Source organism: Bradyrhizobium sp. UNPA324, assembly GCF_006658635.1.
Taxonomy (GTDB): Bacteria; Pseudomonadota; Alphaproteobacteria; order Rhizobiales; family Xanthobacteraceae; genus Bradyrhizobium; species Bradyrhizobium nanningense.
Genome location: NZ_LFJD01000004.1, coordinates 5,905,405 through 5,930,295, shown reverse-complemented (window position 1 = coordinate 5,930,295; position 24,891 = coordinate 5,905,405). Strand labels below are relative to the sequence as shown.

Below are 24,891 nucleotides of genomic sequence, written 5' to 3'. Positions count from 1 at the left end.
TCGCGCGCCCGGCGCGCGTCCATCTGAATGAGAAAGAGAAGTCCGGACGCCGCGAGCGGCGTCCGCGCGCTCACTTGGTCGCCGTGACGACCACCTTGCCGGTGACGGTCTCAGCCTCGCCCTGCACCTTGGCCGACAGCGTGACCTGGTAACGCCCGGCCATCGGCAGGTCCGTCCTGAAGGCGTAGACGCCCGGCTCCTTCGACGGCAGCGGCGCCACGGCCGATTCCATCTCGGCCATCCCGTCGGGGGCCATGTCGACGCGGGTCTTGAAGATGACGGCGTCCGCCACCGGCTTGCCGGTCTGCTTGTTGGTCAGGCGAACCGAGAGCGTGACGTCGTCGCCCTTCTTCATCTGCGCATTGACGGGCTCGAAGACGTATTCGCCGGCGCCCGCCATCGCGGCGGAAGCGGCAAGCGAAAGGGTGGCGGCGAGCGCCGCTGTGCTGAATCTGGAAAGCATTGTCCTGTCCTCATGATCTGATCTTTCGCCGTGGCGCAGAAAAGCGCGCACGTCAGTCGTCGTCGCAAGCAGGCGTGCCGCTCGCGTCTTAAGGCTTGACGAGATCAGATTCGAGGAGGTCGGAAGGGAGGACTGCCACCGAGGACGGAGACGACCTGATCCTCAGGGATGGCGATCTTGCTCGCCGCTAAGGTGAAATGCGCGAACGCGACGGGCCTGATGTCATCGAGCGCAACGAGCCCGCCGACGCAGCAGAAGCCCATCCCACATTTATAATCGCCTGTGTTGGAGGCCGGTCCCTTCATGTCGGGGCAGCATTCGTCCATCGACATCTCGGCGTTGCCGCCCATCTGCATGCTCGCCTGCATGTCGTCCGGCGACATGGCGAGATGAGAGGCGGAGACGCCAACCGGCAGCATCGCCAGAGATATGGCGATTGCGAATGCCAGGATGGTACGGACGAACCGCATCAAGATCAGCTTAACCTTTCGGCTGGAACACAGCTTCACTAGCATATTCGGACGCCGAAAACAGTCATTGATCCCGGTCAAGCATTCGTGAGCGAAACGCCCTCCCGCGACGCGGCCCCCTCAACTTCCGGGGCCGCCGACCAGCCTGCACTAGAACTTCAGCGTCGTTCGCAATCCAAACACGGACGCGCTTGGTAATGGCCTTCCCGGCCGTGGTCCGGCCGGAGCCGTCGCGCCGCCGCCGGGATGGACGATGTATTGGAAGTTCGGCTGAACGGTCCAGCCGTCCTTGACCTGATATTGATAGACCGCCGTGAACAGCCCCTCGAAGCTCCGCAGCGGCCAGCGGGGGTCCACGTACTTGCCGTAGTCGGCGTCCAGCGCCTGGGCGCGTTTCGAGACATGCGCATAGCCGGCGGCGATGCCGAACTTGTCGTCCGGACGGGCATTGCTGAGTCCGATGAGCTCGATGCCGCCATCCACGTAGAGGTCCACCAGGTTGCGGTCGGCCGGCGCGCCCGACACCCGCGCGAAAATGCCGATGCCGCGGTCGTCGCTGTTCGGCACCCGGTAGATCTGCTGCTCGAGGACCGCCCAGGCTCCGATATCGCCCGAAAGCAGCAGCGGCTCGCCGCTGCTCGCCGGCGCGGCGAGCGAAGCGCCGTTGGAGGCGAAGCGCAGATCCTCGAACGATCCGAAATGGCGCCAGCCGCCGATCTTGATCTGGCCAGCCAGATTCGGATCGCCCTTCTTGTTGTTCCAGGCATATTGGATCTGGCCCAGCAGAAGCGGCGGATCGTTGACGCGGAAATTCACGCCGTAGCGGTTGCGCTCTTGCGGATCACCCGGGCCCGGACCGGCTTGATCGCCGTCGAAAATCGCGCCGAGAACGGACAATTGATCCGTGAAGTTGACAAGCAGGCGCGCGCCTATCGCCGCCAGAGGCGGCGATGGCCCACCGCTCGGCAACGCCAGCGAGGTGATCGCCGGCCAGCCCATCGATGCGTTGGTGAACACATCGGTATATTTGGTATTGAAGAATTCGCTGTCGGCCGCGAGCTGCCCGAACTTGAGCGAGACTTTCTTGTCGCCCCACTGCTTCTCGAAATAGGCTTCGTAAAGCCGGGTCGCGGGCAACGCTTCGATACCGCTGACGACGAAGAAATTCTGCAGATTCGATCGCGACAGCCCGTCGCCATGGATCTGAAACATATTGGCGTGAAAGGTCAGCTTGTCGAGGCCGACCAGTTTTTCGAAGTCCAGATCGACGGCAAGGTTGAGCCGGCCCTCGTAGACCGCGCCCGTCTTCAGGCCGCCGGTGGGATTTCCGAGCACCTCGCCGATATAGGTCGCGGCAAACTTCACGCCGTTCTTTTGCCAGGGGTTCGGCAGCAGCCCGAGCGTCTTCTCCTCGACCGTGCTTTCTCCCGTATCGGGATCGGCAGGCTTGTCCTCGTCCGTTTTCTTGTCTTCCTGAGCCGCAGACCGGGCAGCCGCGATCAGACAGACCCCGACGACCAGCACCCGCGCGATATGGCTGATTGCTCTGGCGGCCACGCTCTCCTCCCGGGCGGTCAATGACGCACGCCGCAGTCCGACATTCAAGCCGGTCGTCGAGCGATTAGCGCGGCGCTCCCGATCGATTCCCTAGGAATTGCACTACCGCATGCAAGGAGGTCGTTATGTCCACTTTTGCACATTCGAAGTCATCATCGCGCGCCCCGGTCGAGCGCTCAGATCTTCGGGATCTTCGCCCGCTCCACCACGCCGGTCCATTTGGCGATTTCGCTCTCGATCAGCTTCTTCATCTCCTCCGGCGAGCTGCCGCGGACCTCGCCGCCGACGGCGGTCTCCAGCCGCTGCCTGAGCTCGGGGTCTCGGAGCGCGTCCAGCGTCGCCGCGTTGAGTGCAGCGATAATGGCGGGCGGCGTTCCCTTGGGCGCCAGCAGGCCTGCCCAGGTGCGCACGTCATAGCCCTTGATGCCGGCTTCCTGAACCGTCGGGACATCGGGGAGCAACGCGGTGCGCGTCGGCGAGGTTACTGCCAAGCCGCGGATCGCGCCGCTCTGGATTTGCGGGGCGAGCAAAACGGGCGTGCCGACGATGACAGGAACGTCTCCCCCGAGCAGTGCGGTGACGGATTGCGAATCGCCGCGATACGGCACGTGCACGATCTCGACGCCGGCGGTGGCGTTGAGCAATTCTCCCGCGAGGTGATGGGTGCTGCCGAAACCAACCGATCCGAAGCTGAGTGAACCCGGCTTCGCCTTGGCCATCGCAACGAGCTCGCCCAGCGATTTTGTGGGGTAATCGTTGCGCACGGCGATGACGAGCGCGTAGTAGACCAGCGTCGAGATCATCTCGAAGCTCTCGGCCGGCTGGTAGGCCAGGCTCTTGTAGGTCGCCGCGGAAATCGCGTGCGCACCGGTGACGAGGCCGAGCGTGTAGCCGTCGGGTGCCGCTTTTGCGATCGCGTCCGCCGCGATGTTGCCGCCGGCGCCCGGCTTGGCCTCGACGACGACCGGCTGCCCGAGCTTCTTCGATAGCCCGTCGCCGATGATCCGCGACAGCGTGTCGGCCGCGCCGCCGGCGGCAAAGCCATGCAGCAGGCGGATCGGACGCGACGGATAATTGTCCGCCGATGCAGGGCCGCTCAGACAACTGCCAAGAAAACCGCCGAGCAGAAAAATGGCCGCAGCAAGCCGCTTCATCCCTCGCATGGATGCTTCTCCCTTTGATCGTTATGTCTTTGGCCGCGCGTGCGGCGATCTTCCGTTCAACTCAAATCCGCTAGCGCGCGAACTCCGTGCATTCAGGCGATGGCGGCATGCCCCAGACGTCGCGCGGCAGCCCGACCCAGACCTTTGGCCGCTGCGGACGATCGCGATGCCATGGGCGCGGCTCGAAATAGCCGAGCGCTTCATCGGTCATGCGGTCGAGATCGCAAAACAGCTCGACCAGATGTCCATCAGGATTGCGGTGATAGATCGCGGTGTTGTGCCCGGGGCCATGACGCACCGGCCCCCAGAGCACGGGCAGCTTGTGCCGCGCGAGATGATCGCAGGCGCGATGCATGTGGTCTGGCCCCCGCAGCTCGAAGGCGAAGTGATGAAGACCGCGCACCGGTGCGCGCGCGAAGTTGAGCGTGTGATGCTCGAAGCCGCTGCGCATGAACACGAAGCGATCCTCGATCCAGTCGGAGACGCGCAGGCCCATGACATTCGCGTAGAACTCCGAAGCCGCCTTGGGATCGGGCGTGTGGAGCGCGACATGGCCGAGCTTGGCGACGGCGAGCCCGCCGATCCGCTCCTGCGCGGGCGTCGGCATCCAGCCCTGGATCAATTCGAAGCGCGTGCCTTCAGGATCGCTAAAGGACAGCAGACGGGACACGCCAGGGAGGGAATCGCTGTGCAGCTCGGGTCGGAGATCCGCCTGCTTCAGCGCGGCGCCCAGTGCGTCGATCTGGACCTCCGGGGCGATTTCAAAGGCGATGCTGCTCAGCGCGGCCTCGCCAGGCTCGATCACCAGCGAGAGCTGCTCGGAATCGCTGGCGAGGAACAGGCGCTGTCCGTCGCGGGCAACGAGGCCGAGACCGATCACGCCGCGATAATAGTCGAGCAGCCGTTCCGGATCGGGCGAGGTGAAGGTGGCGTGCCGCAGCCGGGTGAAGCGTGCAATGGGTGCTTGTGTGCTCATCGTGCGGTTCACCCCCTCATGGAATCATGATGATCTTGCCGAGCGCCGAGCCCTGCTCCAGCAACGTGTGCGCCTGCCTGACCTCGTCGAGCGTCAGCACCGCCGAGATCGCCGGCTTGATCGCGTTGCGGCTCAGGGCGTCGATCACGCTCCGCATCAGGGCACGGCGCCCCTCGCGATCGTGGTCGTAGATGTGAAAGGAAAAGCAGCGCACCGCCGGACAGATGTCGAGATGGTTGCGCATCGCCGCCATCAAATTCTCTTCCGGCAATCCGGCAAAGGCGTTGTACGAGAGCAGCGTGCCCCATTTGCCGAGCGCGCCGAGATAGCCGGTGAACTCGGGCCCGCAGACGTGATCGAGCACGAGGCCGACGCCCTCGCCCTTCGTCAGCTCGCGGGTGCGCGCCACCACGTCCTCGCTTCGGTAGAAGATGACATGATCGGCACCATTCGCCTTGGCGAAGGCGGCCTTCTCCTCGGTCGAGACCGTGCCGATCACGATCAGCCCGGCGAGCTTTGCCAGTTGCACCAGCGCGGTGCCGACGCCGCCGGCGGCGCCGATCACCAGCACGCTTGCAGGTGCGCGCGGATGGCGGCACTCATGCAGCAGCGCATAGGCGACCTGGTAGTTCGACAGGCACACGGCGGCTTGCAGATCGACATTGTCAGGCAGCGCATGCACGGCATCCGCCGGTGCAACCACATAGTCGGCATAACAGCCGCCGCGCTGGGCGAGATCGCGTGCGCTCAGCAGCACCTTCTGGCCGATCGCAAAGCCCGCGACACCCGGCCCGAGCGCCGAGATGCGGCCGGCGACGTCGTTGCCGGGATTGGCCGGCAATGGCGGCATCCATTTGTAGACGCCGCGCCGGATGAGCACGTCGGGCTGCCCGACGCCGAACGCCTCGGCCCGGACCTGCACCTGACCTGCGCCCGGCTCGGGCACCGGAAGCTCGACCACCTCAAGTGCATCCGGCCCACCCGGCTGACGCACCAGCACTGCCCTCATGTCTTCACGCTCCCCAGACCATATTTTCGAAAATCATATCGTTTACGAAAATTATTGCAAGATGGTCCTTGGCGCGGCATCTTGAGCCATCGATTCATGGGCAGGACCATGCCTGACAGCGCCATTCGCCCCCGCAAGGAATTCGGCAAGACGATCGCCGCCGACATCACCCATCGGCTGCGCGAGGAGATCATTGCCTGCGCACTTCCGCCGGGCGAGCCGCTGCGATTCGATGTGCTGCGCGAGCGGTTCGGCGCGAGCTTCACCACGCTGCGCGAGGCGCTGACCGCGCTCGCCGCGGAGGGGCTGATCGACGCCCAGGAGCAGCGCGGCTTTCGCGTCGCGCCGGTCAGCCGCCAGGATCTGGTGGAGGTCACTGACGCGCGGGTGCTGATCGAAGTGGAATTGATCCGCCGCTCGATCGCGCGCGGCGATGACGATTGGGAAATCGCGGTGATCTCGACGCTGCACCGATTGAAGCGGATCGAGCAGCGCGATCCCGAGCACCCCTTGCGCGACCCCGAGTGGAAGATCGCGCATCGCCAGTTCCACCAGGCGCTGGTCTCCGCCTGCGGCTCGGCGACGCTGCTTGCCATTCGCGCCGAGCTGTTCGACCGCGCCGAGCGCTACCGGCATCTCTCGGCCAATTTCCGGCCGCGCCCGCGCGACAAGGCTGGCGAGCATCAGGCGATCATGCAGGCCGCGATCTCGCGCAATGCGGATCTCGCCGTGCAACTGACCGAGAGCCATATCCGCTCGACGGCCGACAACGTCGCGAAATACGCCGCCCACCTGCTCGACAACGAATAGGCCATCGGCAATTTCAGAGCGGCGGGCTTGCGTCCCGCCAGATTTTCGAAAATAATACGATAGATCGAAAATGGAAACTTTGGGGCAAGACCAATGAAGCTGCTGTCGTTCTTGGACGGAAATCGCGAGAGCTGGGGCGCCGTTGTCGAAAACGGCGTGGTGGATCTGGGCCGTGCCCTGCCCCAGTACCCGACGCTTGCGGACTTTCTCGGCAGCGATGACTACGCGAAACGCGAAGCGATCGTCGGCGGGCAGAAGCCCACGCTGGCGCTGAGCGACGTCAAATATCTGCCGGTGATCCCGCGCCCCGAGAAGATCGTCTGCGCCGTGCGCAATTATCTCGACCATCACAATGAAGCCGTGGCGTTCGGCATGAAGCGCGAGATCACGGAGTTTCCGCCGATCTTCCTGCGGGTCTGGCGTTCACAGGTCGCGCACAACGCGCCGGTAATCCGGCCGAAGGTCTCGGACAATTTCGACTGGGAGGGCGAGCTCGCCGTCGTCATCGGCAAGGGCGGCCGCCACATCAGCCAGGCCGATGCCTGGAGCCACGTCGCGGGCTACTCGATCTACAACGACGTCAGTGTGCGCGACTGGCAGCGTCATGCCCAGCAGATCGCCTCGGGCAAGAACTTCGTCGGCACCGGCCCGTTCGGTCCGTGGCTGGTCACACCGGACGAGATCGGCGATCCCACCAAGCTCAAGCTGGAGACGCGCGTCAACGGCGCGACCGTGCAGTCCTCCGACACCTCGATGCTGATCTTCTCGATCCCGCGGCTGATCGAATATTGCTCGACCATTTTCGACCTCGTCCCCGGCGACGTCATCGCGACAGGTACGCCGGCCGGCGTCGGCTTCACCCGCAAGCCTCCGATCTTCCTTAAAGCCGGCGACGTGGTCGAGGTCGAGATCGAGAATATCGGCGTGCTCCGCAATCCCGTCGTGGACGAGGCGTAAGGCCGCTGATGTCCTACGACATTCGCAAGACCGCGCTCGGCGTCGAGACCATCTGGCATGAGCGCGGGCCCCGGCTGGACAAGCCGCTTCTGGTCGGCACCGCCGTTGCCGTGATCCGCAATCCCTTCGCCGGCCGCTATGAGCCTGACCTGATGCCATTTCAGGCCTCCTTACGTGAGCTCGGCCGCGAGCTCGCCAGCGGGCTGATCGCGCAGCTCGGCGGCGCGACGCAGATCGAAGCCTATGGCAAGGGCATCATCGTCGGCGAAGACGGCGAGCTCGAGCACGGCGCGGTCTGGCACGAAGCCGGCGGCCACGGCATGCGCGAGATGCTGGGACAGCCCAGAGCGATCGTCCCGGCGGCAAAGACCATCGGCGGACCCGGCACGCGCCTGATGGTGCCACTCGGCCACATCCACGCCGCCTATGTCCGCAGCCATTTCGGCACCGCGGAGATGACGTTGTGGGATGCGCCACGGCGCGACGAGATCGCCTTCGGCCTCGTGATGGCAACCGGCGGCCGCCCCCACGCGCGCATCGGCGGCCTCAAGGCATCGGAGATCTCCGTGCACGACGGGCAGCGCTGACGTCAGCGGCCCCGCGCTCAATGCCCTCCGCAGCGGCAGCGCTCGTAGTCGGCGGGATCGTGGCTGTTGACGATCCTCACACGGTCGCCGTGGCTCAGCTTGAGCGCGCGCAGCCGCGCCTGGTTGGCGATCCGCATGCTTCTGTCCATGTCGCCGCGGCGCTGGAAATAGCCGAGCATCAAGGGCACGCGCGGCGATGCGTCGAGCTGGGCATGGTGGAAGTAGCTGTCGCCGGCATGCAGCAGCCATGTCTCGCCCGAGCGCACCGCGATGCCGCAATGGCCGAGCGTGTGGCCGGCGAGCGGGATCATCAGGATGTCCGCTTCCGTGTCGCCGAGCGCGCGCACGCCTTTGAAGCCGAACCAGTCCTCGCCGGCTTCGCCATAGAATTGCCAGCGCGATCCGTGGCTCCACTGGCCCGTGACATAGCGCCCTTGCGGCGGCGCCGGCTTGCGCAGCACCGCCATGTCGTATTCGGCGCGATGGACGTGGATCGCGGCGTGGGGGAAGTCGGGCACGCCGCCGGCGTGATCGCGGTCGAGATGCGTCAGCAACAGGTGACGCACGTCTTTGGGTGAATAACCGAGTGCCCTGACCTGCTCGACCGCCGTCTCGGCGGGATCGAGTCTTGGCGCGGTCTGGCGCAGCCATCGACGTCCCAACCGCTCGGGCGCAGCGATATCGCCGAGGCCGATGCCGGTGTCGACCAGAGCCAGCCCGTCATTGGTCTCGACCAGCAGGCAATGGCAGACCAGGCGGGCGCGCTGGAACAGGCCGCCGCTGCCGTTCACCAGTCGGCGGCCGAGCGGGCACATCGTGCCGGTGTTGAGATGGTGGATCTTCATCGCGTGTTCCTGCCGGTTCATGAGCGGGACGTTCTTGCCATGACCCAATCCATAGGTAAAATATCGAGTATTGATATTATCTCTAGGCCATTCCTATGGATATCCGCGAACTCCGCTACTTCGCCGCCGTCTACCGCGAACGCAATCTGACCGCCGCCGCGCGGGCCTGCTTCGTATCGCAGCCGTCGATCTCGACCGCAATCACCAGTCTCGAGACCGAGCTCGGCACCACCCTGTTCATCCGCCACAAGAAGGGCGTGGCGCCGACCGCCTCGGCCGAGCAGTTTCACACGCTGGCCCGCCGCATCATCGACGAGGCCGACGCAGCGCGCAGCCTGTTCAGGAAGCCGAGCACGAAGACCAATGTCACGCTCGGCCTGATGCGCACGCTCGACGTGCCCCGGACCATCGCGCTCCTGAAGCCGCTGACGGCGCGCAGCGACGTCGCGCTCCGCCTTGTCGGCAGCGACGAGCCCGCCGATGCGCGGATCATCTCCAAGAGCATGCTGCGCAAGGACGAGCAGTTCGTCGCGCTGTGGAGCGAGCGATATGTCGCCGCACTGCCGCCGTCGCATCCGCTGACGCTGAAGGACAAGCTTCGGACCGCCGATCTCGCCGGCGTACCGCTGATCGACCGCTGCCATTGCGAGCAAAGCGCTTTCTTCGGCCGCGCCGCGCAGCGTCGCCAGACCGCGGCGATCGCGCAATCGGAGGACTGGGCCATCGCCCTGGTCGCGGCCGGCGTCGGCGTCGCCATCCTTCCGGAAGGCGTGGCGCGCGGCAATCCCGACGTCGCCGTGCGCGAGATCGAGGTCAAGGTGACGCGCGAGGTCGGCCTTGCCTACCTCGCATCGGCGCCGCTGGCGGATCCGCTGAAGGATTTTGTCGGGAAGCTGCAGAAGCCACGCGGGCCGGATCGAACCGGGCGCCGGGCGGGCGCGCGCAAAACGCTCAGCCCTTCGAGATGACCGCGCGACCGTAGGGCGGTTGGGCCTGGACCGGCGGGTTGGCGGTCTGGGCGGCGAGTTCACCGATCAGGCGGTCGGCATCGGCGGCCATGCCGTCGGGCGCCTGGATCACCAGGCGCTCCAGCGCCCAGCGATAGGACGAGATGCGCTGCTCGAGGCACTGCTGCACCCACTGCACGATCAGTGAGTTCTCCTGCATGCGCGCGACCGCATCCTCCTGCTCCCTCGGCGAGAGCGCGGAGACGCGCGCCATGCTGGCATTGCGCTTCCGGTCGAGATCGATGACGCGGATCGCCGATGCGAAGAACGGCTCGAAGCGGGTGATGTCGTTGCGCACGTCCTCGATCAGCTGCGCATAGCGCGAGGAATGCGAGCGGTGCGGCTCGTCGATCAGCGTGCGCCCGTACATGGTGCGGTCGAACACGACCTTCTGCCGCCAGGGCGAGGGGATCGCCTTGTAGTCGCCGAACACGCTCTTCCATGCGGGGCGCGACAGCGGCGGCTCGATCATGGGATAGGCGAGGTCGCGTAGCTGGCGCTCCTCGTCGGTGAGCTGGAATTGCGAGGGCTTCAGGCCGACGCTGGAGGTGACCTCCGCGCCCAGCCAGCGATGCATGTCGTCGCTGCGCATGTCGGCCCGGGTGCGGCCGAAATCACCGCCGCTGCACGCACCGAGCGTCGCAGCCAGCAGTGCGAGCAGGACGGCCGATGTGACGGGCCGGATCTGGCGGATATTGTCCGGCATTGCATGAAGCCGGATGTCAGCGACGGCGACGACGGCGCCCCGGCGCTGTGCCCTGCTCAGGGCCGCGATCGCCGCTGGGTTCATCTGCCTCGCGCTCGATACGGATGACGGGAAGGATCAGGATCGTTCCCATGTCCGCGCGCGGAGCGACATCCCCCGACGAGCCCACCCGGCGACCGGCCGGAAATTCAATGATGGTCCCCATGTCAGCTCTCTTCAATTGCCGCGCGACCGAACGCGCCCCTGCAACATGCATTCATTAAGATCAGTTCATGGTTAACGGGGTGTAAACGACCCATTCGGACCGTAGCCGCACGGGCCGGCCGCGACGTCCCGTTAAGGCACGAGATCGCTACAAAGCGAGCGTTCGGCTTCACGCCTCGTTTTCCTTAACGAGCCTTTAAAGGAGCCTGCGATAGGCTGGCGACGAGTATGTCTTCCAGGTCGCGTATCTCTCCATGACCAAGTCGCTGTTTCCCGGATTCGACGGGCTGATGTCCCTCTCCCGTCGCGAAGGCGTCGATGTTCGGCCGACGCTGCTGCGCGTGCTGACCGACCTCTATGTCCAGACGCGCATCCACAGCGACGACGAGCAGCGTCAATTTACCGAGCTTGCGACGCGGCTGATCGACCAGGTCGACGACGCGACGCGCGCGGCCATCAAGGCCAAGCTCGCGATCTATCCGCAGACGCCCGTCCCGGTGCTGCAGAAGCTCGGGCTGGTCGCAGCCCAGGAAGGCCGCAGGGTTCCGCTCGCCCGCGAGATCCCGGCGCCCGCCCACCCCCCCTCCCCAGCCCGCACGCCGAGCGACGCCGAGCTGCGCATGGCCGCCAACATGGCGATGCAGCCGAAGGACGCTGCCGAGATCCACGACATGTTCTTCGGCGCCGGCCCATCCGAGCGCGCGCTGATCCTGCACAATCTGGCGCAGACCCCGCTGAAGGCCGCGCCGCGGATTCCGACCGTGCGCGCCAAGCGCGCGATCCAGATCCTGGAGATGGCGGCGATCGCAGGCGACGTCGAGAGCTTCGCCCTCGAGCTCGGCGACAGCCTGATCCTGCCCTCGCGCGTCGCAGCCCAGATCGTCGACGATGCCGGCGGTGAAGCACTCGCCGTCGCCGCGCGCGCGCTCGACATGCCGAGCCCGGTGTTCCAGCGCATCCTGCTGTTCTTCAAGCCGGAGATCGGCAATTCCGTGAACGAGGTGTACCGGCTGTCGCGGCTCTACGACCGCCTCATCGACCGCTCGGCGCTGGTGATGCTGGCGGCCTGGCGCGGCTCGACGCTCGCCGTCACCCGCGCGAAGTACCAGCCGTCACTGCACGACGGCGAACGCCAGCGCGCCCGCGCCGGCGCAAGCCAGACGCGGCCGGGCGTGCAGCCGGGTGCGATGCCGCCGCGCCGCACCGGCACCGACGGATCGTCGGAACGGTGACTGGCTCGCGCGCCGCGTCAACGCTGAGCGAGACGTATCCCAAGCTTGTCATTGCAGCGTGCCCCGGACGCGGCGCAGCGCGCCGGCGACGCGAAGCATCGTCCGGTGCGGTGCGCTGCAGAGCCGGGGGCCCATCTCACCGCGTCCGTTGATGCCGCCTTCTGGGTCCCGGCTCTGCACGGCGACGCTGACGCGTCGCCGCTGGTTCGGGACACGACGAGCAGCAGTTACGTCTTCGCCAATTCCAGAAAATGCCGTCCCGCGCGATCCTCGGTCTCGACGATCCAGGCGTCCGGATCGAAGCGGATCTCCTTGGTCAGCCGTTCCTCGACGGTGTGCTCCGGCAGAGGTTGCGGCGCCACCGGCACGAAGAAGCGATCGACGGGGCGGCCGTCGTCGTAAGAGGTCTGCGGCGCCGGCACGTAGAGCATCGCATGGCCGTCGAGCAGCGACACCTTCACGAACACCGCTCCCGCCTCCTCGGCACCGCGACGGCGTACCGCGCCGAACACGCCCTCGGTCTGGCATCGGCGCAGATAAGCGGCGACCCATATATTGGATTTCAAACGCATGAGTCGGACGATAGGCCAGCGTGACGCGCGCCGCCAGCCTCAGCTCGCGCCTCAGACGTTGCGCAGGCCCTGCCCGCCGCGGATCTGGCGTGCGACGAGGTATGACAGCGGCATCGCAAGCGCAAATCCCACAGCGACCGCATAGGGGATGTTCCTGATGGCGTCCGCGGCGAAGCTCGGCACCATCAGCACCACGATCAGGCTGACGCCTGCCAGCACCGTACCCAGCATGATCCAGACCAGGACCGAGACCTTGAACATGACACCCTCTCTTCTTCGTTGAAGATGGGTGATCATGGTCCCCGAAGCTGTCGGCCGTCATTGATCCCAAGCAAATCGCGCCTGCGGGGCGCGCCAGGGTCTGCCGGCGCGCGGTGCCCGGATTTGATCCGCGTCAATGACAGTGGGACGCGCGTTATTCGACGGGATGGCCGATCGCCGCACCGAGCTCGCGCAGCAGCCGATCGGACAGCTGGCCGGTGACCTGCATCTTGTGCTCGCGCTCGAACTTCTGGATCGCGGACTGGGTCTCGCCGCTCATCGTGCCCGTGATCTTCAAATTGCCGTAGCCATATTCGGACAGCGCGCGCTGCACGCCGGCGATACGCCGTGCGGCCGGGCTCTGCGGCACGGGAATCGGCGCCGGCGGACGCATGGCGGACGGCGGCGTCGAGGTCGTCGCCTTGACCAGGTTGGTCATCGGATCGTTCGAGCGCGTCGATGCGGTCGCTTCGACGGGCTTCTCCGGTGGCTTCTCGGCGGCCCTCTCGGCAGGTTTGAGCTCGGCGCGGAACTCGGTCGCGCGCGGCTCCAGCGGCGAGGTATCGGCGCCGACCGGGCGCGGACGCGGCAAGGGATTCGACAGCGACACCGATGACGGCGCGGGAAGGTTGATCACGGTGCCGAACATCGGCGCCGGATGCCGGCCAGTCTGCAGGAACAGCGCATTGGCAACAATCGCGCCGATCGCAGCGACGGCGACGAGACCGGCCAGCGTGTCCTTGGGGCTGTGCAGCAGCGCGCGCATCACGAGGTTGCGCTCGGTCTCGACGTCGACAATCGCGGCCTTGGCACCACGGCGGCGCGGAGCGGTTTCGTCCTTGGCAGACTTCTTAGGCACTTTTCTTCACCAGAGCGGGTTGGTCCTGAGACAGGTCGTGAGCTTGGTCTTGAAGCTCCTCGTCTTGAAGCTCCTGGCCTTGAAGCTCCTGGCGCAGCACCGGCGTCAGCGTCGCGATCTTGCTCTCGGCCGGCTTGGCTTGCAGCGGCGTGTAGACCAGCGGCAGCCTGACGGTGACGGCGGTGCCCTCGCCTAGCTTGCTTTGTACCGTCAATTCGCCGAGATGCAACGCCACAAGGCTCTTCACGATCGACAAGCCGAGACCGGTGCCTTCGTGACGGCGCTGATAGGTCCTGCCCGCCTGGAAGAACGGCGCGCCGATGTGCTTGAGATCGTCGGGCGCGATGCCGACGCCGGTGTCGCTGATGCGCAGCATCAGCTGCGAGCCGGTCACCGCAGCGGAAACGGAAACCTGGCCGCCGCGCTCGGTGAACTTGATGGCGTTGGCGACGAGATTGAGCACGATCTGCTTGAAGGCCCTGGGATCGCCGGTCATGACAGGCAGGTCGTGGGGCGCGTCGGTGATGAGGTCGATGCCGTTTTCCCGTGCCTTCAGCGCCAGGAGATTGCAGCAATGCAGGAGCGAGGCGCGCGGCGCGAACGGCTCGGACGCGATCTCGAAATTGCCCGACTCCATCTTCGACATGTCCAGGATGCCGTTGACGACCGACAAGAGATGCTGGCCGGAATCGTTGATGAGCTGGGCATATTCCCGGCGCTGGGCCGCACCGAGCATCAGGGTCTGCTCCTGCGCGATCATCTCGGAGAAGCCGATGATGGCGTTCAGCGGCGTCCGCAGCTCGTGGCTCATGGTGGCGAGGAAGCGCGTCTTGGCGGCATCGGCCGCTTCGGCGGCGCTGCGCGCCTGCTCGAGCGCCTGCTCGGACAGCTTGTGGTCGGTGACGTCGCGCATCACGGCGACGACTTCGGCCTCGCGCGTGGCGTCGCTATGAGGATTCTGGCCCATATCCTGGTCGAGCGGGCGGCAGCGCATCTCGACCCAGAGAAAATCGGCCCGACCGCGCTCCGAACCGTCGGGCTCACGCCGCAGCCGGAACTCGACGCTGCGCACCTCGCCGCGCGCGGCATCGGACAGCGCGGTGAGATAGGCCGGGCGATCGGCGACATGGACGCGGTCGAACAGGCCATGACCGAGCAGCTCCGCCACTGATATGCCGAGCATGGCCTCCGCCGCCGGCGAGATGAACTGCACCGCGCCGTTGCGCTGATGCCGCGAGATCACATCGCTCATGTTGCGGGCGAGCAGGCGATAACGCTCCTCTTCGCGCGAGAGCAGCGCAACGCTGGTGCGCGCGAGCGATTCCGCACCGAAGGCGAGGCCCGCGGCATAGAGCGTCGCCGAGACGACACCGCAGGCCATCAGCACGCCGCGTTCCGCGGCGCTGGTGTCTGCCGGCGGCAGCCAGTCGAGCTGACTGAGGAGGATCAGGAGTCCCGCACAGGACAGCGCGAGCAATGAGGCGAAGGCGGCGACGCGGCGCGAGGCCGACAGCGCGGCTTCGAGGGGAACCACGACCAGCCAGACCGCGGCGAACGATTCGATGCCGCCCGTGGTGCCCGCGACCGCCATGATCAGGCCGGCGAGCGCCAGCGACGACAGCACATGCGCGCCTTCATAGCGGCCGGTGCGCGACAGGAACCAGGACAGCAGGATGGGCGCGATCAGCCAGGCGAAAGCGGCGACCTCGACCGCGCTCGGCGCGCCCCGCATGGCGAGATAGATCGGGAATGCGGCGAAGGCGGCCAGGCTGCCGAGCAGCCGAGGCGCCATGAAGGCACGATGACGTGCTCGCATCAGCGCATCGTAACGCGCGGAGGGATGCAGCAGTGCATCGAGACAATCGCGGATGATACTCAAAACTGTCACGGGTCTCGCGCTTCGGCTCAATCGTCTTTAGAAGACGCGCCGGAACGCCTCCTTGTCGTTGAGCCACCGTGTCAGAGCGACCTTAAACGAGTGCTAAGGCGGCGGGATGCTCGACCGGACGCCGGGACATCGCGTGGCTTTTTAGACGATTTGACGACGTCTTCGCTGCGGATGGTGAACACAGGGTTTCACCTTCCCGCTCATGGTTTCGAATTGGTGGATTTGCCCGCCGGCAGAATCACGGACCTCGGCGTCAATCGAAAATTTACGACACCTTCGATCCCGAAGAATTTTGCGTAAATTTTCCGCGAATTAAGCTCAAGGCAATCACTTGCGATTTATCGAGAGTTGCTAGGTCGAAACGCGCGCGGACCATCGCCGCGGACGGGATCTACCATACAGGTCGATAAAGATGCGCTTTCTGCTCCGCATCACATTCTGGCTCGGGCTGGTGCTGGTGCTCCTGCCGCGGGACAAGACGCCCGAATCGGACAAGCTGCCGCAGATCGGCGCCGCCGACGCGGTGCAGGCTGCGACCGCGGCCGTCTCCGATATGACCCAGTTCTGCAAGCGCCAGCCGGCGGCCTGCGAGGTCGGCGGACAGGCCGCGACCATCATCGGCCAGCGCGCCCAGGACGGCGCGCGCAAGATCTACCAGATCATCAACGACAAGAAAGAGCAGATCGGCAACGAGAAGAACGACAAGACCGACAAGAACGACAAGAACGACAAGACCGACAAGAACGACAAGAACGACAAGAAAGCGCCCGATCACACCGGCTCGATCGCGATGGCCGGCGAAGGCGACACTGCCGCGAGCGAAGCGCCGCGCGACACCCTGAGCCAGGACGACCTCGCGCTGGAATGGCGCGGCCCGCAGCCGGCGAATTAGGCCCCAAACCCTATCGATTTCGGCGCCTCGCATCCCTATATTGGAGGGAAGCGGGAAGATGGGCCAGCATGACGACAATCGACCAAATCAGGGACAATTTCGAGCTTCTGGACGAGTGGGACGACCGCTACCGGTATGTCATCGAGCTTGGCCGCACCCTGGAACCGATGCCGGAGGCCGAGCACTCCGCCGAGAACAAGGTGAATGGCTGTGTCAGCCAGGTTTGGCTCCAGAAGCTGGTCGACCGCAGCAAGGGTGTGCCGATCCTGAAATATCGCGGGGACAGCGACGCGCATATCGTGCGCGGGCTGGTCGCGATCGTGCTCTCGCTCTATTCGGGCCGCACGCCGCAGGAGATTCTCGATACCGACGCCATCGCCGTGTTCAACGAATTCGGCTTTCGCGATCATCTGACGCCGCAGCGCTCCAACGGCCTGCGCTCGATGGTCGAGCGCATCAAGACCGACGCGAAAGAGGCGCTCGCGGAAGCGACGTGAGAGGCTTCGTTGGGTGGGTTAGGCGAAAGCCGTAACCCACCGCTTCTCTATCCGCAGAACCAGAAGTGGTGAGTTACGCTGCGCTAACTCATCCTACGAGAGCAGTGACCCGATCTACTTCCGCTTCCGCTGCTGCTGTCCGAGACCCATCTGCTTTGCCAGCTGCGAGCGCGCCACCGCATAGTTCGGCGCGACCATGGGATAGTCGGCCGGCAGGCCCCATTTCTCGCGGTATTGTTCCGGCGTCATGTTGTACTGGGTGCGCAGATGGCGCTTCAGCGATTTGAAGCGCTTGCCGTCTTCCAGGCAGACCAGATAATCGGGCGCGATCGACTTCTTCAGCGAGACCGCCGGCTTGGCCGGTTCGAGCGGCGCGGCCTCGGTGCGACCTGACGACACCCGCACCAACGCGCCATGCACCTGGCTGATCAGGTTCGGAATCTCCGCAGCCGGCGTCGGATTGTTGCTGAGATAGGCCGACACGATGCTCGCCGTCAGCTCGATGAAATTCTTAGCCCCCGCATCCGACATGGGCCCGCCCTCTCTCCACCTTGCGCCTCACGGGATAGACGACGGCGAAGTATTCCGTGTCAACAATACGTTCGGCTGAAATCCGACAACTGACGACGATCGACTGATTAAAGACGAGAGGTGGTGCTTTACTTGGGCGCAGCCGCCTCAGCCGCGCTGGTCGAGATGGGCGCGCAGCTCGTCGATCGAAGCAAAGCGCATCATGCCCTCAGGCATCTGCGCTTCGATCGAGCCGTCGGAATAGAGCGAATAGGCCATGCCGTCGACGATTCCGGATTTGAGCACGGTCACGGGCGGCTGCTCGACAGGTGGCGGCGGCGGCTCGGGTGCAGGCGGCGGAGCGGCCTCCGCAAAGGTCGATGGCGAGCGCGGCGGCGGGCGGCGCAAGGCGGCCGGCGGCTCCGGCGGACGCATACGGTCCGGCTTCGGCCAAGCATCGTCAAAGCTTGCAGGCGGAGTGTCCAGGGCCTCACTGGGCTCCGCAGGTAGCTGCGGCGGCGCGCCCTCGGTGGCCTTCGCCTCCGCGCGCTCCCGCTCCTTGCGCGAGGTCGAGGCGAACAACAGGTTGCGCCGGCGCGGCGCTTCCGGAGCCGCGGGCGGCGTTGGAGCCTCCGGCTCCGGCGGCGTCTCGACACGCGGCCGCTCGCGCGCGGCAGCTTCGCTCTGCCACGGCGGCGGGCCTGCGGCCGGTGGCGGCGCCGACTCGATCCTGGCCACCGAGGCAGGCATCGGCTCGGGCGCAGCAGCACCTGATGCGGCGAGGCCCGGCAGCACGGGCCTGACCCGCACCTCGGACGGCGCACCGGCCAGCCGGCGAGCGATGCCCTTCAGTTCCGCGACCACGACATAGAGGCCGGCCAGTAACAGTCCGGAGCAGACGGCGATCGTGCCCGAGATTATGAGGGGGCTGCCGAGGCTGAACTCCCTGACGGAGAAGCCGAATAGGATCGAAAGGAGGCCCGCCACAACGGCGAAAATCCCCGCGATCAACAATGCCAAGGTCATCGAACTCACCCCCGGCCGCACATCCACACGCGACCCGTCACGCCACGATACCGTCATACGCTGTTCCACGCCAACGGCCAATTGCAAGCAGCGTTCCTAATGGGAAGGAAATCAGGGACTTATTCACATTCCCTTCAGCTAGCGCTCGCTACTGCTAGACTGCTGTCAATGATCCGGAATTGCTGCGTCGCATCAGGAATTTAGCCATAATGCCCAATTACTTGGTAATGGAACTGCGCTATAGGAAGTCCGGGGTTGAGGCCCGCGCGCACCAGCTGCGCCAAGAGGGGATTCCGGGGCACCGATAGCCATGACATCCATCACGACTTCCGCGATCGACACGCCTCAGCGGCGCTCGGTCGAACGGACTTGCGACGATCTCGCCATGCTGGTGCTGGCTGCGGTCGCCGTCATTGCAGGCTTGACTTTCCGCGACTACGGCCTTGGCTGGGACGACTACACCCACGCCGAATATGCCGACCTGCTGCTGCGGATGTTCGGTTCCGGCTTCAAGGACAATGCGGCGCTCTCCTTCGCCAATCTCTACATGTATGGCGGCGGCTTCGACATGGTCGCGGCCCTTCTCCACAAAGTCATTCCGCTCGAATTGTTCGAGACGCGCCGCCTGGTCGGAGCCATCGTCGGCGTGATCGGACTGGCGGTGACCTGGCGCCTCGCCCGCCGCGTCGGCGGGCCGCTCGCCGGTCTCGCCGCGCTGCTGCTGCTCGCGCTCTGCCCGATCTTCTACGGCCACATGTTCATGAACCCGAAGGACGCGCCCTTCGCGGTGGCCATGATCATCCTGATGCTCGGCCTCGTCCGGCTCGCCGAGGAATATCCGCAGCCGTCGCCGCGCACGATCCTGATCGTCGGCTTGGGTGCCGGCCTTTCGATCGGCTGCCGCATCCTCGGCGGGCTCGCGCTGGTCTACGCCATGCTCGGCTTCGTGCCGCTGTTCCTGGAGGAGCTGCGCAGCGAGGGGCTGCGCGAGTCGGTCCGCCGCTTTGCCCATGTCGTCTACGTGCTGCTGCCCGGCCTCGCGTTCGGCTACCTCGTGATGGGCCTGATCTGGCCGTGGTCGATCATGGAGCCCGGCAATCCCTTCGAGGCGCTGACCTACTTCTCGCACTTCTTCGAGAAGCCGTGGAAGGAGATGTTCGACGGCGCCATCGTGTCGGTGCCGGACATGCCCTGGTCCTATCTGCCGACCCTGTTCGCGCTGCAACTGCCCGAGGTGATGCTGGTGCTGATGGCCGGCGCCGTGGTCAGCACCTTCGCCATGCTGCCGCGAGGCGACGTGCCGGCGCGGCGCAAGACCATCCTGCTGATGCTGACCTTGGCTGCGACTCTGCCGCTCGCGATCGCGATGGTGAAGCGGCCGGCGCTGTACAACGGCATCCGCCATTTCGTGTTCGTGATTCCGCCGATGGCGGTGCTCGGCGGCGTCGCGTTCGCCTGGGTCATGGAGCGCCTGCGCGCCAATCACCGCACCTGGCAGCCGGTCGTGCTCGCGACATTCTGCTTCGGCCTCGCGCTGTCGCTCGCCGAGATGATCCGGCTGCATCCCTATCAATACACGCACTTCAACCACATCGCCGGCACCGTGCGCGGCGCCGACGACCGCTTCATGCTGGACTATTGGGGCCTTGCGCTGAAGCAGGCCTCCGACGGATTGCGCGAGCAACTCGTCGAGCGCCAGGAGGTGCCGCCGGCAAGCCGCAAATGGAAGGTCGCGGTGTGCGGTCCGCAGCGCCCTGCGCAGGTCGCGCTTGGGCCCGACTTCACTATCGGCTGGGATTCCAACGCAGCCGATTTCGCGATGACGCTCGGCGAGTTCTACTGCAAGGGCCTGACCGCGCCTGTCATGGTCGAGATCAAGCGCGACGACGTGGTGTTCGCCCGCGTCTACGACATCCGCGGCCGCAGCATTTCCAGCCTGCTGTCGATCCCCGCGCCGTAATGATTTTCTCCCGTAGCGCTTCCGCCTTCGCTCTTCGAGCTACGGCGGACAAGCATGCGGGCTACGCTGAACAGCCCCGCTCTGGCCGCCTTGCCGTCCCTCACCACCACGACTACGCTCGCTCCCCGCAACAACGATGTTCGGAGAGATCAGCCATGTCGCCAGCGGAAGCGCGCCTGAAGGAAGTGCCGTCTGATATGACGGAGGCCGAGTGGCAGCAACGGGTCAATCTCGCCGCCTGCTATCGTCTGGTCGCGCTGTACGGCTGGGACGATCTGGTCGACACCCACATCTCCGCGCGCGTGCCCGGTCCCGAGCATCACTTCCTCATCAACCCCTATGGGCTGATGTTCGACGAGATCACGGCCTCGAGCCTCGTCAAAGTCGATTTGCACGGCAACCAGCTCTCCGAGAGCGAATACAGCATCAACCCCGCGGGCTTCACCATTCATTCGGCGATCCACGAGGTCCGCGAGGACGCGATCTGCGTGCTGCATCTCCACACACTCGACGGCACCGCGGTGTCGAGCAGCGCAGAAGGTCTGTTGCCGCTGAACCAGACCGCCCAGCTCGTCACCCACGACCTCGCCTATCACGACTATGAAGGCATCGCATTGGACCACGACGAGCGACCGCGGCTGCAGAAGGACCTCGGCGACCACAATCACATGCTGCTGCGCAATCACGGCACGCTGACGGTCGGCCGCTCGGTCGCCTCCGCTTTCGAGCGCATGTACCACCTCGAGCGCGCCTGCTCGATGCAGGTGCGCACGCGCGCACTCGGCACGCCGGTCTACCCGGTCGAGGGAACCGCGATCGAGAAGAACACCGAGCTGCTTGCCAACCGCGATCGCGCCGAGCTGCGCGCCACCAACCTCGTGTGGCCGCCCTTGCTGCGCAAGCTCGACCGCGAGCTTCCGGGCTATCGGTCTTGAGATTTTCAAGAGTTTGAGGTAGTTTCTTCGTCGAACTACCTCTGCACGTTCTGGAATGAAACGCCGCCCAATCCCGGGCGGCGTTTTTATTTGGCGCGGCGGCCTCTCGGCTCGTCATTGCGAGGAGCCCTTGCGACAAATTGCGAAGCAATTTGCGCTGGCGACGAAGCAATCCAGACTGTCTCCGCGGAAAGATTCCTGGATTGCTTCGCTACGCTCGCAATGACGGATCGAGGTCTCGTAGGGTGGGCAAAGCGAAGCGTGCCCACGTCTTCGTAATCACTGAGAGATGGTGGGCACGGCGCAAGATCGCCTTTGCCCACCCTACGGTACCCGTGCCTATTTCACCTCCGCCAGCGCGGCGAGGATCCTTGCCCAGGAGCGGATGCCTTTCTGGAAGCTGCGGAGGTCGTATTTCTCGTTCGGCGAGTGGATGTTGTCGTCATCGAGGCCGAAGCCGACCAGCAGCGAGTCGAGGCCGAGCGTGCGCTTGAAGTCGGCGACGATCGGGATAGACGCGCCGGAGCCCATCAGCACGGTCTTCTTGCCCCATTCGTCCGTAAGCGCCTTGCTGGCGGCGGCGAGCGGCTTCATGTTCCAGTCGAGCGCGACAGCGGGCGCGGCGGAATGGTCGCCGAACTCGACCTTGCAGTCGCCCGGAAGCCGTGCCGTGACGTAATCGCGGAAGGCTTTGCGGATCTTTTGCGGGTCCTGCCCTTCGACCAGGCGGAACGAGACTTTGGCCGAGGCATGCGAGGGGATCACCGTCTTGGAGCCCTCGCCGATATAACCGCCCCAGATGCCGTTGACGTCGCAGGTCGGGCGCGACGAGGCCTGCTCGATCAGCAGGCGTCCCTTCTCGCCGGCAGGGATCGACAGCCCGATCGGCTTCAGGAACGTCTCCGGCGTGAAATCGAGCTTCTTCCATTGCTCAAGGATGTCGGCCGGCAGATCCTTCACGCCGTCGTAGAAGCCGGGAATGGTGATGCGGTTGTCGTCGTCGAACAGGCCGCCGAGGATTTTCGTGAGCACCCTGATCGGGTTCATTGCGCTGCCGCCGAACACGCCGGAATGCAGGTCGCGATTGGCGGCGGTGATCTTCAGCTCTTCATAGAGCAGGCCGCGCAGCGAGGTCGTGATCGCCGGCGTATTGCCGTCCCACATGCCGGTGTCGCAAACCAGCACGTAGTCGGCCCTGAACTCATCCTTGTTGGCCTCGATGAAGGGCACGAAATTCTTCGAGCCGACCTCCTCCTCGCCTTCGATCAGGAAGGTGACGTCGATCGGCAGCGAGCCCGTCACCTTCTTCCAGGCGCGACAGGCTTCGACGAAGGTCATCACCTGGCCCTTGTCGTCCTCGGCGCCGCGCGCGACGATGATCTTGCGGCCGTCGGCGTGGTCGGTCACCGCAGGCTCGAACGGCGGACGGTGCCAGAGATCGAGCGGATCGACCGGCTGCACATCGTAATGGCCGTAAAAGATCACATGCGGCCGCCCGCCGGCCCCGGTCTTGCCGACGATGGCGGGATGGCCCGCGGTCGGCCTCACCTCAGTGGCGACGCCGAAGCTCGCGATGTCCTTGGCGAGATGTTCCGCCGCCGCCTTGCAATCCCCGGCAAAGGCCGGATCCGCGGAAATCGACTTGATCCGGAGCAGTGCAAACAGACGCTCCAGGCTGTTGTCGAAGTCCTTGTCGATGTGATCGAGCACGGATTGAAGCTGCGGATTGGCCATGGTTGTTGGTCCTGATTGCTGGATCTTGATATGTCTGCGCTTTTAACGCCGCCACCGCGCCTGTGCCAGTCACGACACGGCGTAGCAAGTCTGCGCGAGGCGAGCGTCTCGAAGGATGGCCGCGAAAGAGCTGCCTAGCGCCGCAGCAATCCGCCGAGCGCGCCGCGGACCAGCGTGCGGCCGATCGAGCCACCGAGCTGGCCGCCGAGCGATTTGCCGATATTGGCCGCCATCCCGCCGATCACCTGGTTGGTGACTGATCGCGTCACGTCCCGCGCGATGACCTGGCCCGTCGACAAACGGCCGCGCTTGACGTTGGTACCGAACACGGTGCCGACGATCGAGCCGATCTGGCCGAGAATGCCGCCGCCGCTTCCGCCCGCGGAGCCGTCGGCCGTCGCCGCCGTGCCGGCGATGCGCTTCTGGATCATCTCGTAGGCGGATTCTTCATCGACCGCGGTGTCATATTTGCCCTTCACCGGGCTTGCAGCCATGATCGCCTTGCGCTCGTCCGGCGTGATCGCCCCGATGCGGGCCGACGGCGGACGGATCATCACCCGCTCCACCATGGCCGGTGTGCCGTTGCCCTCGAGGAAGGACACGAGCGCCTCGCCCTTGCCGAGCTCCATGATCACCTTTTCGGTGTCGAGCTTCGGGTTTGGCCGGAAGGTCTGGGCTGCGGCCGCGACTGCCTTCTGGTCGCGCGGGGTGAAGGCGCGCAGCGCGTGCTGCACCCGGTTGCCCAATTGTCCGAGCACGCGGTCGGGCACGTCGATCGGGTTCTGTGTCACGAAGTAGACGCCGACTCCCTTGGAGCGGATCAGGCGGACCACCTGCTCGATCTTGTCCATCAGCGCCTTGGGCGCGTCATTGAACAACAGATGCGCCTCGTCGAAGAAGAACACGAGCTTCGGCTTGGGCAGATCGCCGGCCTCGGGCAGCTCTTCGAACAGCTCCGACAACATCCAGAGCAGGAAGGTCGCGTAAAGCCTGGGGTTCTGGAGCAGCTTGTCGGCGACCAGGATATTGACCATGCCGCGGCCGTCGCGGTCGGTCTTCATGAAATCCTTCAGCGTCAGCGCCGGCTCGCCGAAAAATTTGGTGCCGCCCTGGTTCTCCAGTACCAGGAGCTGGCGCTGGATGGTGCCGACGGTGGCCTTGGTGACGTTGCCGAACCCCTGCGCGGCCTTGCGGATGGCGGCGAGCGGATCCTCCTCCGCGTCCGCCGCTTTCTTCCCGCTATCGGGCACGATGGCGTCGAGCAGCGCGCGCAGATCCTTCATATCGATGAGGGTCAGCCCGGCGTCGTCAGCGACGCGGAAGGCGACGTTGAGCACGCCCTCCTGCACGTCGTTCAGATCGAGCATGCGAGCGAGCAGAAGCGGCCCCATTTCCGTGACGGTCGCGCGCACCGGATGGCCCTGCTCGCCGAATACGTCCCAGAACACCGTCGAGAACTGGTCAGACTGGAACGTCAGCCCCATTTCCAAGGCACGCTTCAGGATGAAATCCGCGGGCACGCCGACCTCGGAGATGCCGGAGAGGTCGCCCTTGATGTCGGCGGCGAAGACCGGAACACCGGCGCGCGCAAATCCTTCCGCCATCACCTGCAGCGTCACGGTCTTGCCGGTTCCGGTTGCACCGGTGACGAGGCCGTGGCGATTGGCGAGCGCCAGCGTCAGCCAGGCCTGCTCGTCTCCCTTGCCGACGAAGATCTTGTCGTCGGTATCGCCGAGCTTGCTGTCCTGTGCGGTCATTCTTTTCTCTGATC

General features: G+C 65.4%; 26 protein-coding genes. 9 read left to right on the top strand and 17 right to left on the bottom strand.

Annotated elements, in window-relative coordinates; genetic code table 11:
- Positions 1–70: 70 nt before the first annotated feature.
- The 6 genes from UNPA324_RS28425 to UNPA324_RS28400 all read right to left on the bottom strand — a co-directional run bounded on the left by UNPA324_RS28425 (position 71) and on the right by UNPA324_RS28400 (position 5,638).
- Complete coding sequence (locus tag UNPA324_RS28425; protein ID WP_128918938.1) at positions 71–463, bottom strand: FixH family protein; 393 nt, start codon at positions 461–463, stop codon at positions 71–73.
- A gap of 104 nt (positions 464–567) precedes the next feature.
- Positions 568–933 carry a hypothetical protein gene (locus UNPA324_RS28420; protein WP_128919026.1) on the bottom strand — a complete coding sequence of 122 codons (366 nt, stop codon included), beginning with the start codon at positions 931–933 and terminating at the stop codon, positions 568–570.
- A gap of 150 nt (positions 934–1,083) precedes the next feature.
- The gene (locus UNPA324_RS28415) at positions 1,084–2,490 is read right to left on the bottom strand and encodes a carbohydrate porin (protein ID WP_246667228.1); all 1,407 of its coding nucleotides are present in this window, start codon (positions 2,488–2,490) and stop codon (positions 1,084–1,086) included.
- A gap of 176 nt (positions 2,491–2,666) precedes the next feature.
- Positions 2,667–3,653, bottom strand: coding sequence for a tripartite tricarboxylate transporter substrate binding protein (locus tag UNPA324_RS28410; protein WP_141937164.1), 987 nt, complete (start codon positions 3,651–3,653; stop codon positions 2,667–2,669).
- A gap of 70 nt (positions 3,654–3,723) precedes the next feature.
- Complete coding sequence (locus UNPA324_RS28405; protein WP_141937162.1) at positions 3,724–4,629, bottom strand: VOC family protein; 906 nt, start codon at positions 4,627–4,629, stop codon at positions 3,724–3,726.
- 16 nt (positions 4,630–4,645) lie between these two features.
- Entirely contained in the window at positions 4,646–5,638 is a 993-nt protein-coding gene (locus UNPA324_RS28400; protein WP_141937161.1) for a zinc-dependent alcohol dehydrogenase family protein, read from the bottom strand.
- 108 nt (positions 5,639–5,746) lie between these two features.
- Here UNPA324_RS28400 and UNPA324_RS28395 point away from each other — a divergent pair, with 108 nt between their 5' ends.
- The 3 genes from UNPA324_RS28395 to UNPA324_RS28385 all read left to right on the top strand — a co-directional run bounded on the left by UNPA324_RS28395 (position 5,747) and on the right by UNPA324_RS28385 (position 7,992).
- Positions 5,747–6,448 (top strand): GntR family transcriptional regulator, encoded by a 702-nt coding sequence (locus UNPA324_RS28395; protein ID WP_141937159.1) that lies wholly within the window; start codon positions 5,747–5,749, stop codon positions 6,446–6,448.
- Between the two features lie 93 nt (positions 6,449–6,541).
- Complete coding sequence (locus UNPA324_RS28390; protein WP_141937157.1) at positions 6,542–7,405, top strand: fumarylacetoacetate hydrolase family protein; 864 nt, start codon at positions 6,542–6,544, stop codon at positions 7,403–7,405.
- 8 nt (positions 7,406–7,413) lie between these two features.
- Positions 7,414–7,992, top strand: coding sequence for an amino acid synthesis family protein (locus UNPA324_RS28385; RefSeq protein WP_141937155.1), 579 nt, complete (start codon positions 7,414–7,416; stop codon positions 7,990–7,992).
- 17 nt (positions 7,993–8,009) lie between these two features.
- Here the strand turns inward: UNPA324_RS28385 and UNPA324_RS28380 are convergent, their stop codons facing one another.
- Positions 8,010–8,837, bottom strand: coding sequence for an MBL fold metallo-hydrolase (locus tag UNPA324_RS28380; RefSeq protein WP_164936190.1), 828 nt, complete (start codon positions 8,835–8,837; stop codon positions 8,010–8,012).
- A 95-nt stretch (positions 8,838–8,932) separates the two neighbouring features.
- On the opposite strand from UNPA324_RS28380, the gene UNPA324_RS28375 reads away from it, so the two are divergent.
- Entirely contained in the window at positions 8,933–9,805 is an 873-nt protein-coding gene (locus tag UNPA324_RS28375; RefSeq protein ID WP_141937151.1) for a LysR family transcriptional regulator, read from the top strand.
- Here the strand turns inward: UNPA324_RS28375 and UNPA324_RS28370 are convergent.
- Positions 9,789–10,550, bottom strand: a complete 762-nt coding sequence (locus UNPA324_RS28370) for a hypothetical protein (RefSeq protein WP_128918929.1) — start codon at positions 10,548–10,550, stop codon at positions 9,789–9,791. The two genes, UNPA324_RS28375 and UNPA324_RS28370, sit on opposite strands and share 17 nt — an antisense overlap.
- Positions 10,551–10,566: 16 nt before the next feature.
- The gene (locus UNPA324_RS28365; protein WP_128918928.1) at positions 10,567–10,755 is read right to left on the bottom strand and encodes a hypothetical protein; all 189 of its coding nucleotides are present in this window, start codon (positions 10,753–10,755) and stop codon (positions 10,567–10,569) included.
- Positions 10,756–11,008: 253 nt separating this feature from the next.
- On the opposite strand from UNPA324_RS28365, the gene UNPA324_RS28360 reads away from it, so the two are divergent.
- Positions 11,009–11,986: a DUF2336 domain-containing protein gene (locus UNPA324_RS28360; RefSeq protein WP_141937149.1), complete on the top strand. Its 978-nt coding sequence runs from the start codon at positions 11,009–11,011 to the stop codon at positions 11,984–11,986.
- A gap of 227 nt (positions 11,987–12,213) precedes the next feature.
- Here the strand turns inward: UNPA324_RS28360 and UNPA324_RS28355 are convergent, their stop codons facing one another.
- The 4 genes from UNPA324_RS28355 to UNPA324_RS28340 all read right to left on the bottom strand — a co-directional run bounded on the left by UNPA324_RS28355 (position 12,214) and on the right by UNPA324_RS28340 (position 15,566).
- A complete protein-coding gene (locus tag UNPA324_RS28355; RefSeq protein ID WP_128918926.1) occupies positions 12,214–12,558 on the bottom strand; it encodes a DUF1491 family protein in 345 nt (114 codons plus the stop codon).
- Between the two features lie 51 nt (positions 12,559–12,609).
- Positions 12,610–12,819: a hypothetical protein gene (locus UNPA324_RS28350; protein WP_164936189.1), complete on the bottom strand. Its 210-nt coding sequence runs from the start codon at positions 12,817–12,819 to the stop codon at positions 12,610–12,612.
- Positions 12,820–12,973: 154 nt separating this feature from the next.
- Positions 12,974–13,678: a peptidoglycan-binding domain-containing protein gene (locus UNPA324_RS28345; protein WP_141937147.1), complete on the bottom strand. Its 705-nt coding sequence runs from the start codon at positions 13,676–13,678 to the stop codon at positions 12,974–12,976.
- On the bottom strand, positions 13,671–15,566 hold the full coding sequence (locus UNPA324_RS28340) for an ATP-binding protein (protein ID WP_181769547.1): 1,896 nt from the start codon (positions 15,564–15,566) through the stop codon (positions 13,671–13,673). Before UNPA324_RS28340 ends, UNPA324_RS28345 begins: the two co-directional genes overlap by 8 nt.
- Before the next feature lie 412 nt (positions 15,567–15,978).
- Here UNPA324_RS28340 and UNPA324_RS28335 point away from each other — a divergent pair, with 412 nt between their 5' ends.
- The gene (locus tag UNPA324_RS28335; RefSeq protein WP_141937143.1) at positions 15,979–16,458 is read left to right on the top strand and encodes a DUF5330 domain-containing protein; all 480 of its coding nucleotides are present in this window, start codon (positions 15,979–15,981) and stop codon (positions 16,456–16,458) included.
- A 68-nt stretch (positions 16,459–16,526) separates the two neighbouring features.
- Positions 16,527–16,955, top strand: a complete 429-nt coding sequence (locus tag UNPA324_RS28330) for a SufE family protein (protein WP_141937141.1) — start codon at positions 16,527–16,529, stop codon at positions 16,953–16,955.
- A gap of 114 nt (positions 16,956–17,069) precedes the next feature.
- On the opposite strand, the gene UNPA324_RS28325 is transcribed toward UNPA324_RS28330, so the two are convergent.
- Positions 17,070–17,486, bottom strand: a complete 417-nt coding sequence (locus UNPA324_RS28325) for a Ros/MucR family transcriptional regulator (protein WP_128918920.1) — start codon at positions 17,484–17,486, stop codon at positions 17,070–17,072.
- Between the two features lie 147 nt (positions 17,487–17,633).
- Positions 17,634–18,491, bottom strand: coding sequence for a DUF308 domain-containing protein (locus tag UNPA324_RS28320; RefSeq protein ID WP_181769546.1), 858 nt, complete (start codon positions 18,489–18,491; stop codon positions 17,634–17,636).
- 310 nt (positions 18,492–18,801) lie between these two features.
- Between UNPA324_RS28320 and UNPA324_RS28315 the strand changes: the two genes are divergently transcribed.
- Together UNPA324_RS28315 and UNPA324_RS28310 are read left to right on the top strand one after the other, a co-directional pair.
- A complete protein-coding gene (locus UNPA324_RS28315; RefSeq protein ID WP_128917775.1) occupies positions 18,802–20,451 on the top strand; it encodes a glycosyltransferase family 39 protein in 1,650 nt (549 codons plus the stop codon).
- Between the two features lie 155 nt (positions 20,452–20,606).
- Entirely contained in the window at positions 20,607–21,386 is a 780-nt protein-coding gene (locus tag UNPA324_RS28310; protein WP_128917776.1) for a class II aldolase/adducin family protein, read from the top strand.
- A 339-nt stretch (positions 21,387–21,725) separates the two neighbouring features.
- Here UNPA324_RS28310 and UNPA324_RS28300 read toward each other — a convergent pair whose 3' ends face one another.
- Both UNPA324_RS28300 and UNPA324_RS28295 read right to left on the bottom strand, forming a co-directional pair.
- On the bottom strand, positions 21,726–23,120 hold the full coding sequence (locus UNPA324_RS28300; RefSeq protein WP_141937137.1) for a M20/M25/M40 family metallo-hydrolase: 1,395 nt from the start codon (positions 23,118–23,120) through the stop codon (positions 21,726–21,728).
- Between the two features lie 134 nt (positions 23,121–23,254).
- Complete coding sequence (locus UNPA324_RS28295) at positions 23,255–24,877, bottom strand: helicase HerA-like domain-containing protein (RefSeq protein ID WP_141937135.1); 1,623 nt, start codon at positions 24,875–24,877, stop codon at positions 23,255–23,257.
- Positions 24,878–24,891: the final 14 nt, after the last annotated feature.

What these genes read in the sequence shown, in the direction of transcription:
- UNPA324_RS28425 (WP_128918938.1), bottom strand. Translation starts at nt 463, where the DNA reads ATGCTTTCCAGATTCAGCACAGCGGCGCTCGCCGCCACCCTTTCGCTT.
- UNPA324_RS28420 (WP_128919026.1), bottom strand. Translation starts at nt 933, where the DNA reads ATGCGGTTCGTCCGTACCATCCTGGCATTCGCAATCGCCATATCTCTG.
- UNPA324_RS28410 (WP_141937164.1), bottom strand. Translation starts at nt 3,653, where the DNA reads ATGCGAGGGATGAAGCGGCTTGCTGCGGCCATTTTTCTGCTCGGCGGT.
- UNPA324_RS28405 (WP_141937162.1), bottom strand. Translation starts at nt 4,629, where the DNA reads ATGAGCACACAAGCACCCATTGCACGCTTCACCCGGCTGCGGCACGCC.
- UNPA324_RS28400 (WP_141937161.1), bottom strand. Translation starts at nt 5,638, where the DNA reads ATGAGGGCAGTGCTGGTGCGTCAGCCGGGTGGGCCGGATGCACTTGAG.
- UNPA324_RS28395 (WP_141937159.1), top strand. Translation starts at nt 5,747, where the DNA reads ATGCCTGACAGCGCCATTCGCCCCCGCAAGGAATTCGGCAAGACGATC.
- UNPA324_RS28390 (WP_141937157.1), top strand. Translation starts at nt 6,542, where the DNA reads ATGAAGCTGCTGTCGTTCTTGGACGGAAATCGCGAGAGCTGGGGCGCC.
- UNPA324_RS28385 (WP_141937155.1), top strand. Translation starts at nt 7,414, where the DNA reads ATGTCCTACGACATTCGCAAGACCGCGCTCGGCGTCGAGACCATCTGG.
- UNPA324_RS28380 (WP_164936190.1), bottom strand. Translation starts at nt 8,837, where the DNA reads ATGAAGATCCACCATCTCAACACCGGCACGATGTGCCCGCTCGGCCGC.
- UNPA324_RS28375 (WP_141937151.1), top strand. Translation starts at nt 8,933, where the DNA reads ATGGATATCCGCGAACTCCGCTACTTCGCCGCCGTCTACCGCGAACGC.
- UNPA324_RS28370 (WP_128918929.1), bottom strand. Translation starts at nt 10,550, where the DNA reads ATGCCGGACAATATCCGCCAGATCCGGCCCGTCACATCGGCCGTCCTG.
- UNPA324_RS28365 (WP_128918928.1), bottom strand. Translation starts at nt 10,755, where the DNA reads ATGGGGACCATCATTGAATTTCCGGCCGGTCGCCGGGTGGGCTCGTCG.
- UNPA324_RS28360 (WP_141937149.1), top strand. Translation starts at nt 11,009, where the DNA reads ATGACCAAGTCGCTGTTTCCCGGATTCGACGGGCTGATGTCCCTCTCC.
- UNPA324_RS28355 (WP_128918926.1), bottom strand. Translation starts at nt 12,558, where the DNA reads ATGCGTTTGAAATCCAATATATGGGTCGCCGCTTATCTGCGCCGATGC.
- UNPA324_RS28350 (WP_164936189.1), bottom strand. Translation starts at nt 12,819, where the DNA reads ATGTTCAAGGTCTCGGTCCTGGTCTGGATCATGCTGGGTACGGTGCTG.
- UNPA324_RS28335 (WP_141937143.1), top strand. Translation starts at nt 15,979, where the DNA reads ATGCGCTTTCTGCTCCGCATCACATTCTGGCTCGGGCTGGTGCTGGTG.
- UNPA324_RS28330 (WP_141937141.1), top strand. Translation starts at nt 16,527, where the DNA reads ATGACGACAATCGACCAAATCAGGGACAATTTCGAGCTTCTGGACGAG.
- UNPA324_RS28325 (WP_128918920.1), bottom strand. Translation starts at nt 17,486, where the DNA reads ATGTCGGATGCGGGGGCTAAGAATTTCATCGAGCTGACGGCGAGCATC.
- UNPA324_RS28320 (WP_181769546.1), bottom strand. Translation starts at nt 18,491, where the DNA reads ATGACCTTGGCATTGTTGATCGCGGGGATTTTCGCCGTTGTGGCGGGC.
- UNPA324_RS28315 (WP_128917775.1), top strand. Translation starts at nt 18,802, where the DNA reads ATGACATCCATCACGACTTCCGCGATCGACACGCCTCAGCGGCGCTCG.
- UNPA324_RS28310 (WP_128917776.1), top strand. Translation starts at nt 20,607, where the DNA reads ATGTCGCCAGCGGAAGCGCGCCTGAAGGAAGTGCCGTCTGATATGACG.
- UNPA324_RS28300 (WP_141937137.1), bottom strand. Translation starts at nt 23,120, where the DNA reads ATGGCCAATCCGCAGCTTCAATCCGTGCTCGATCACATCGACAAGGAC.
- UNPA324_RS28295 (WP_141937135.1), bottom strand. Translation starts at nt 24,877, where the DNA reads ATGACCGCACAGGACAGCAAGCTCGGCGATACCGACGACAAGATCTTC.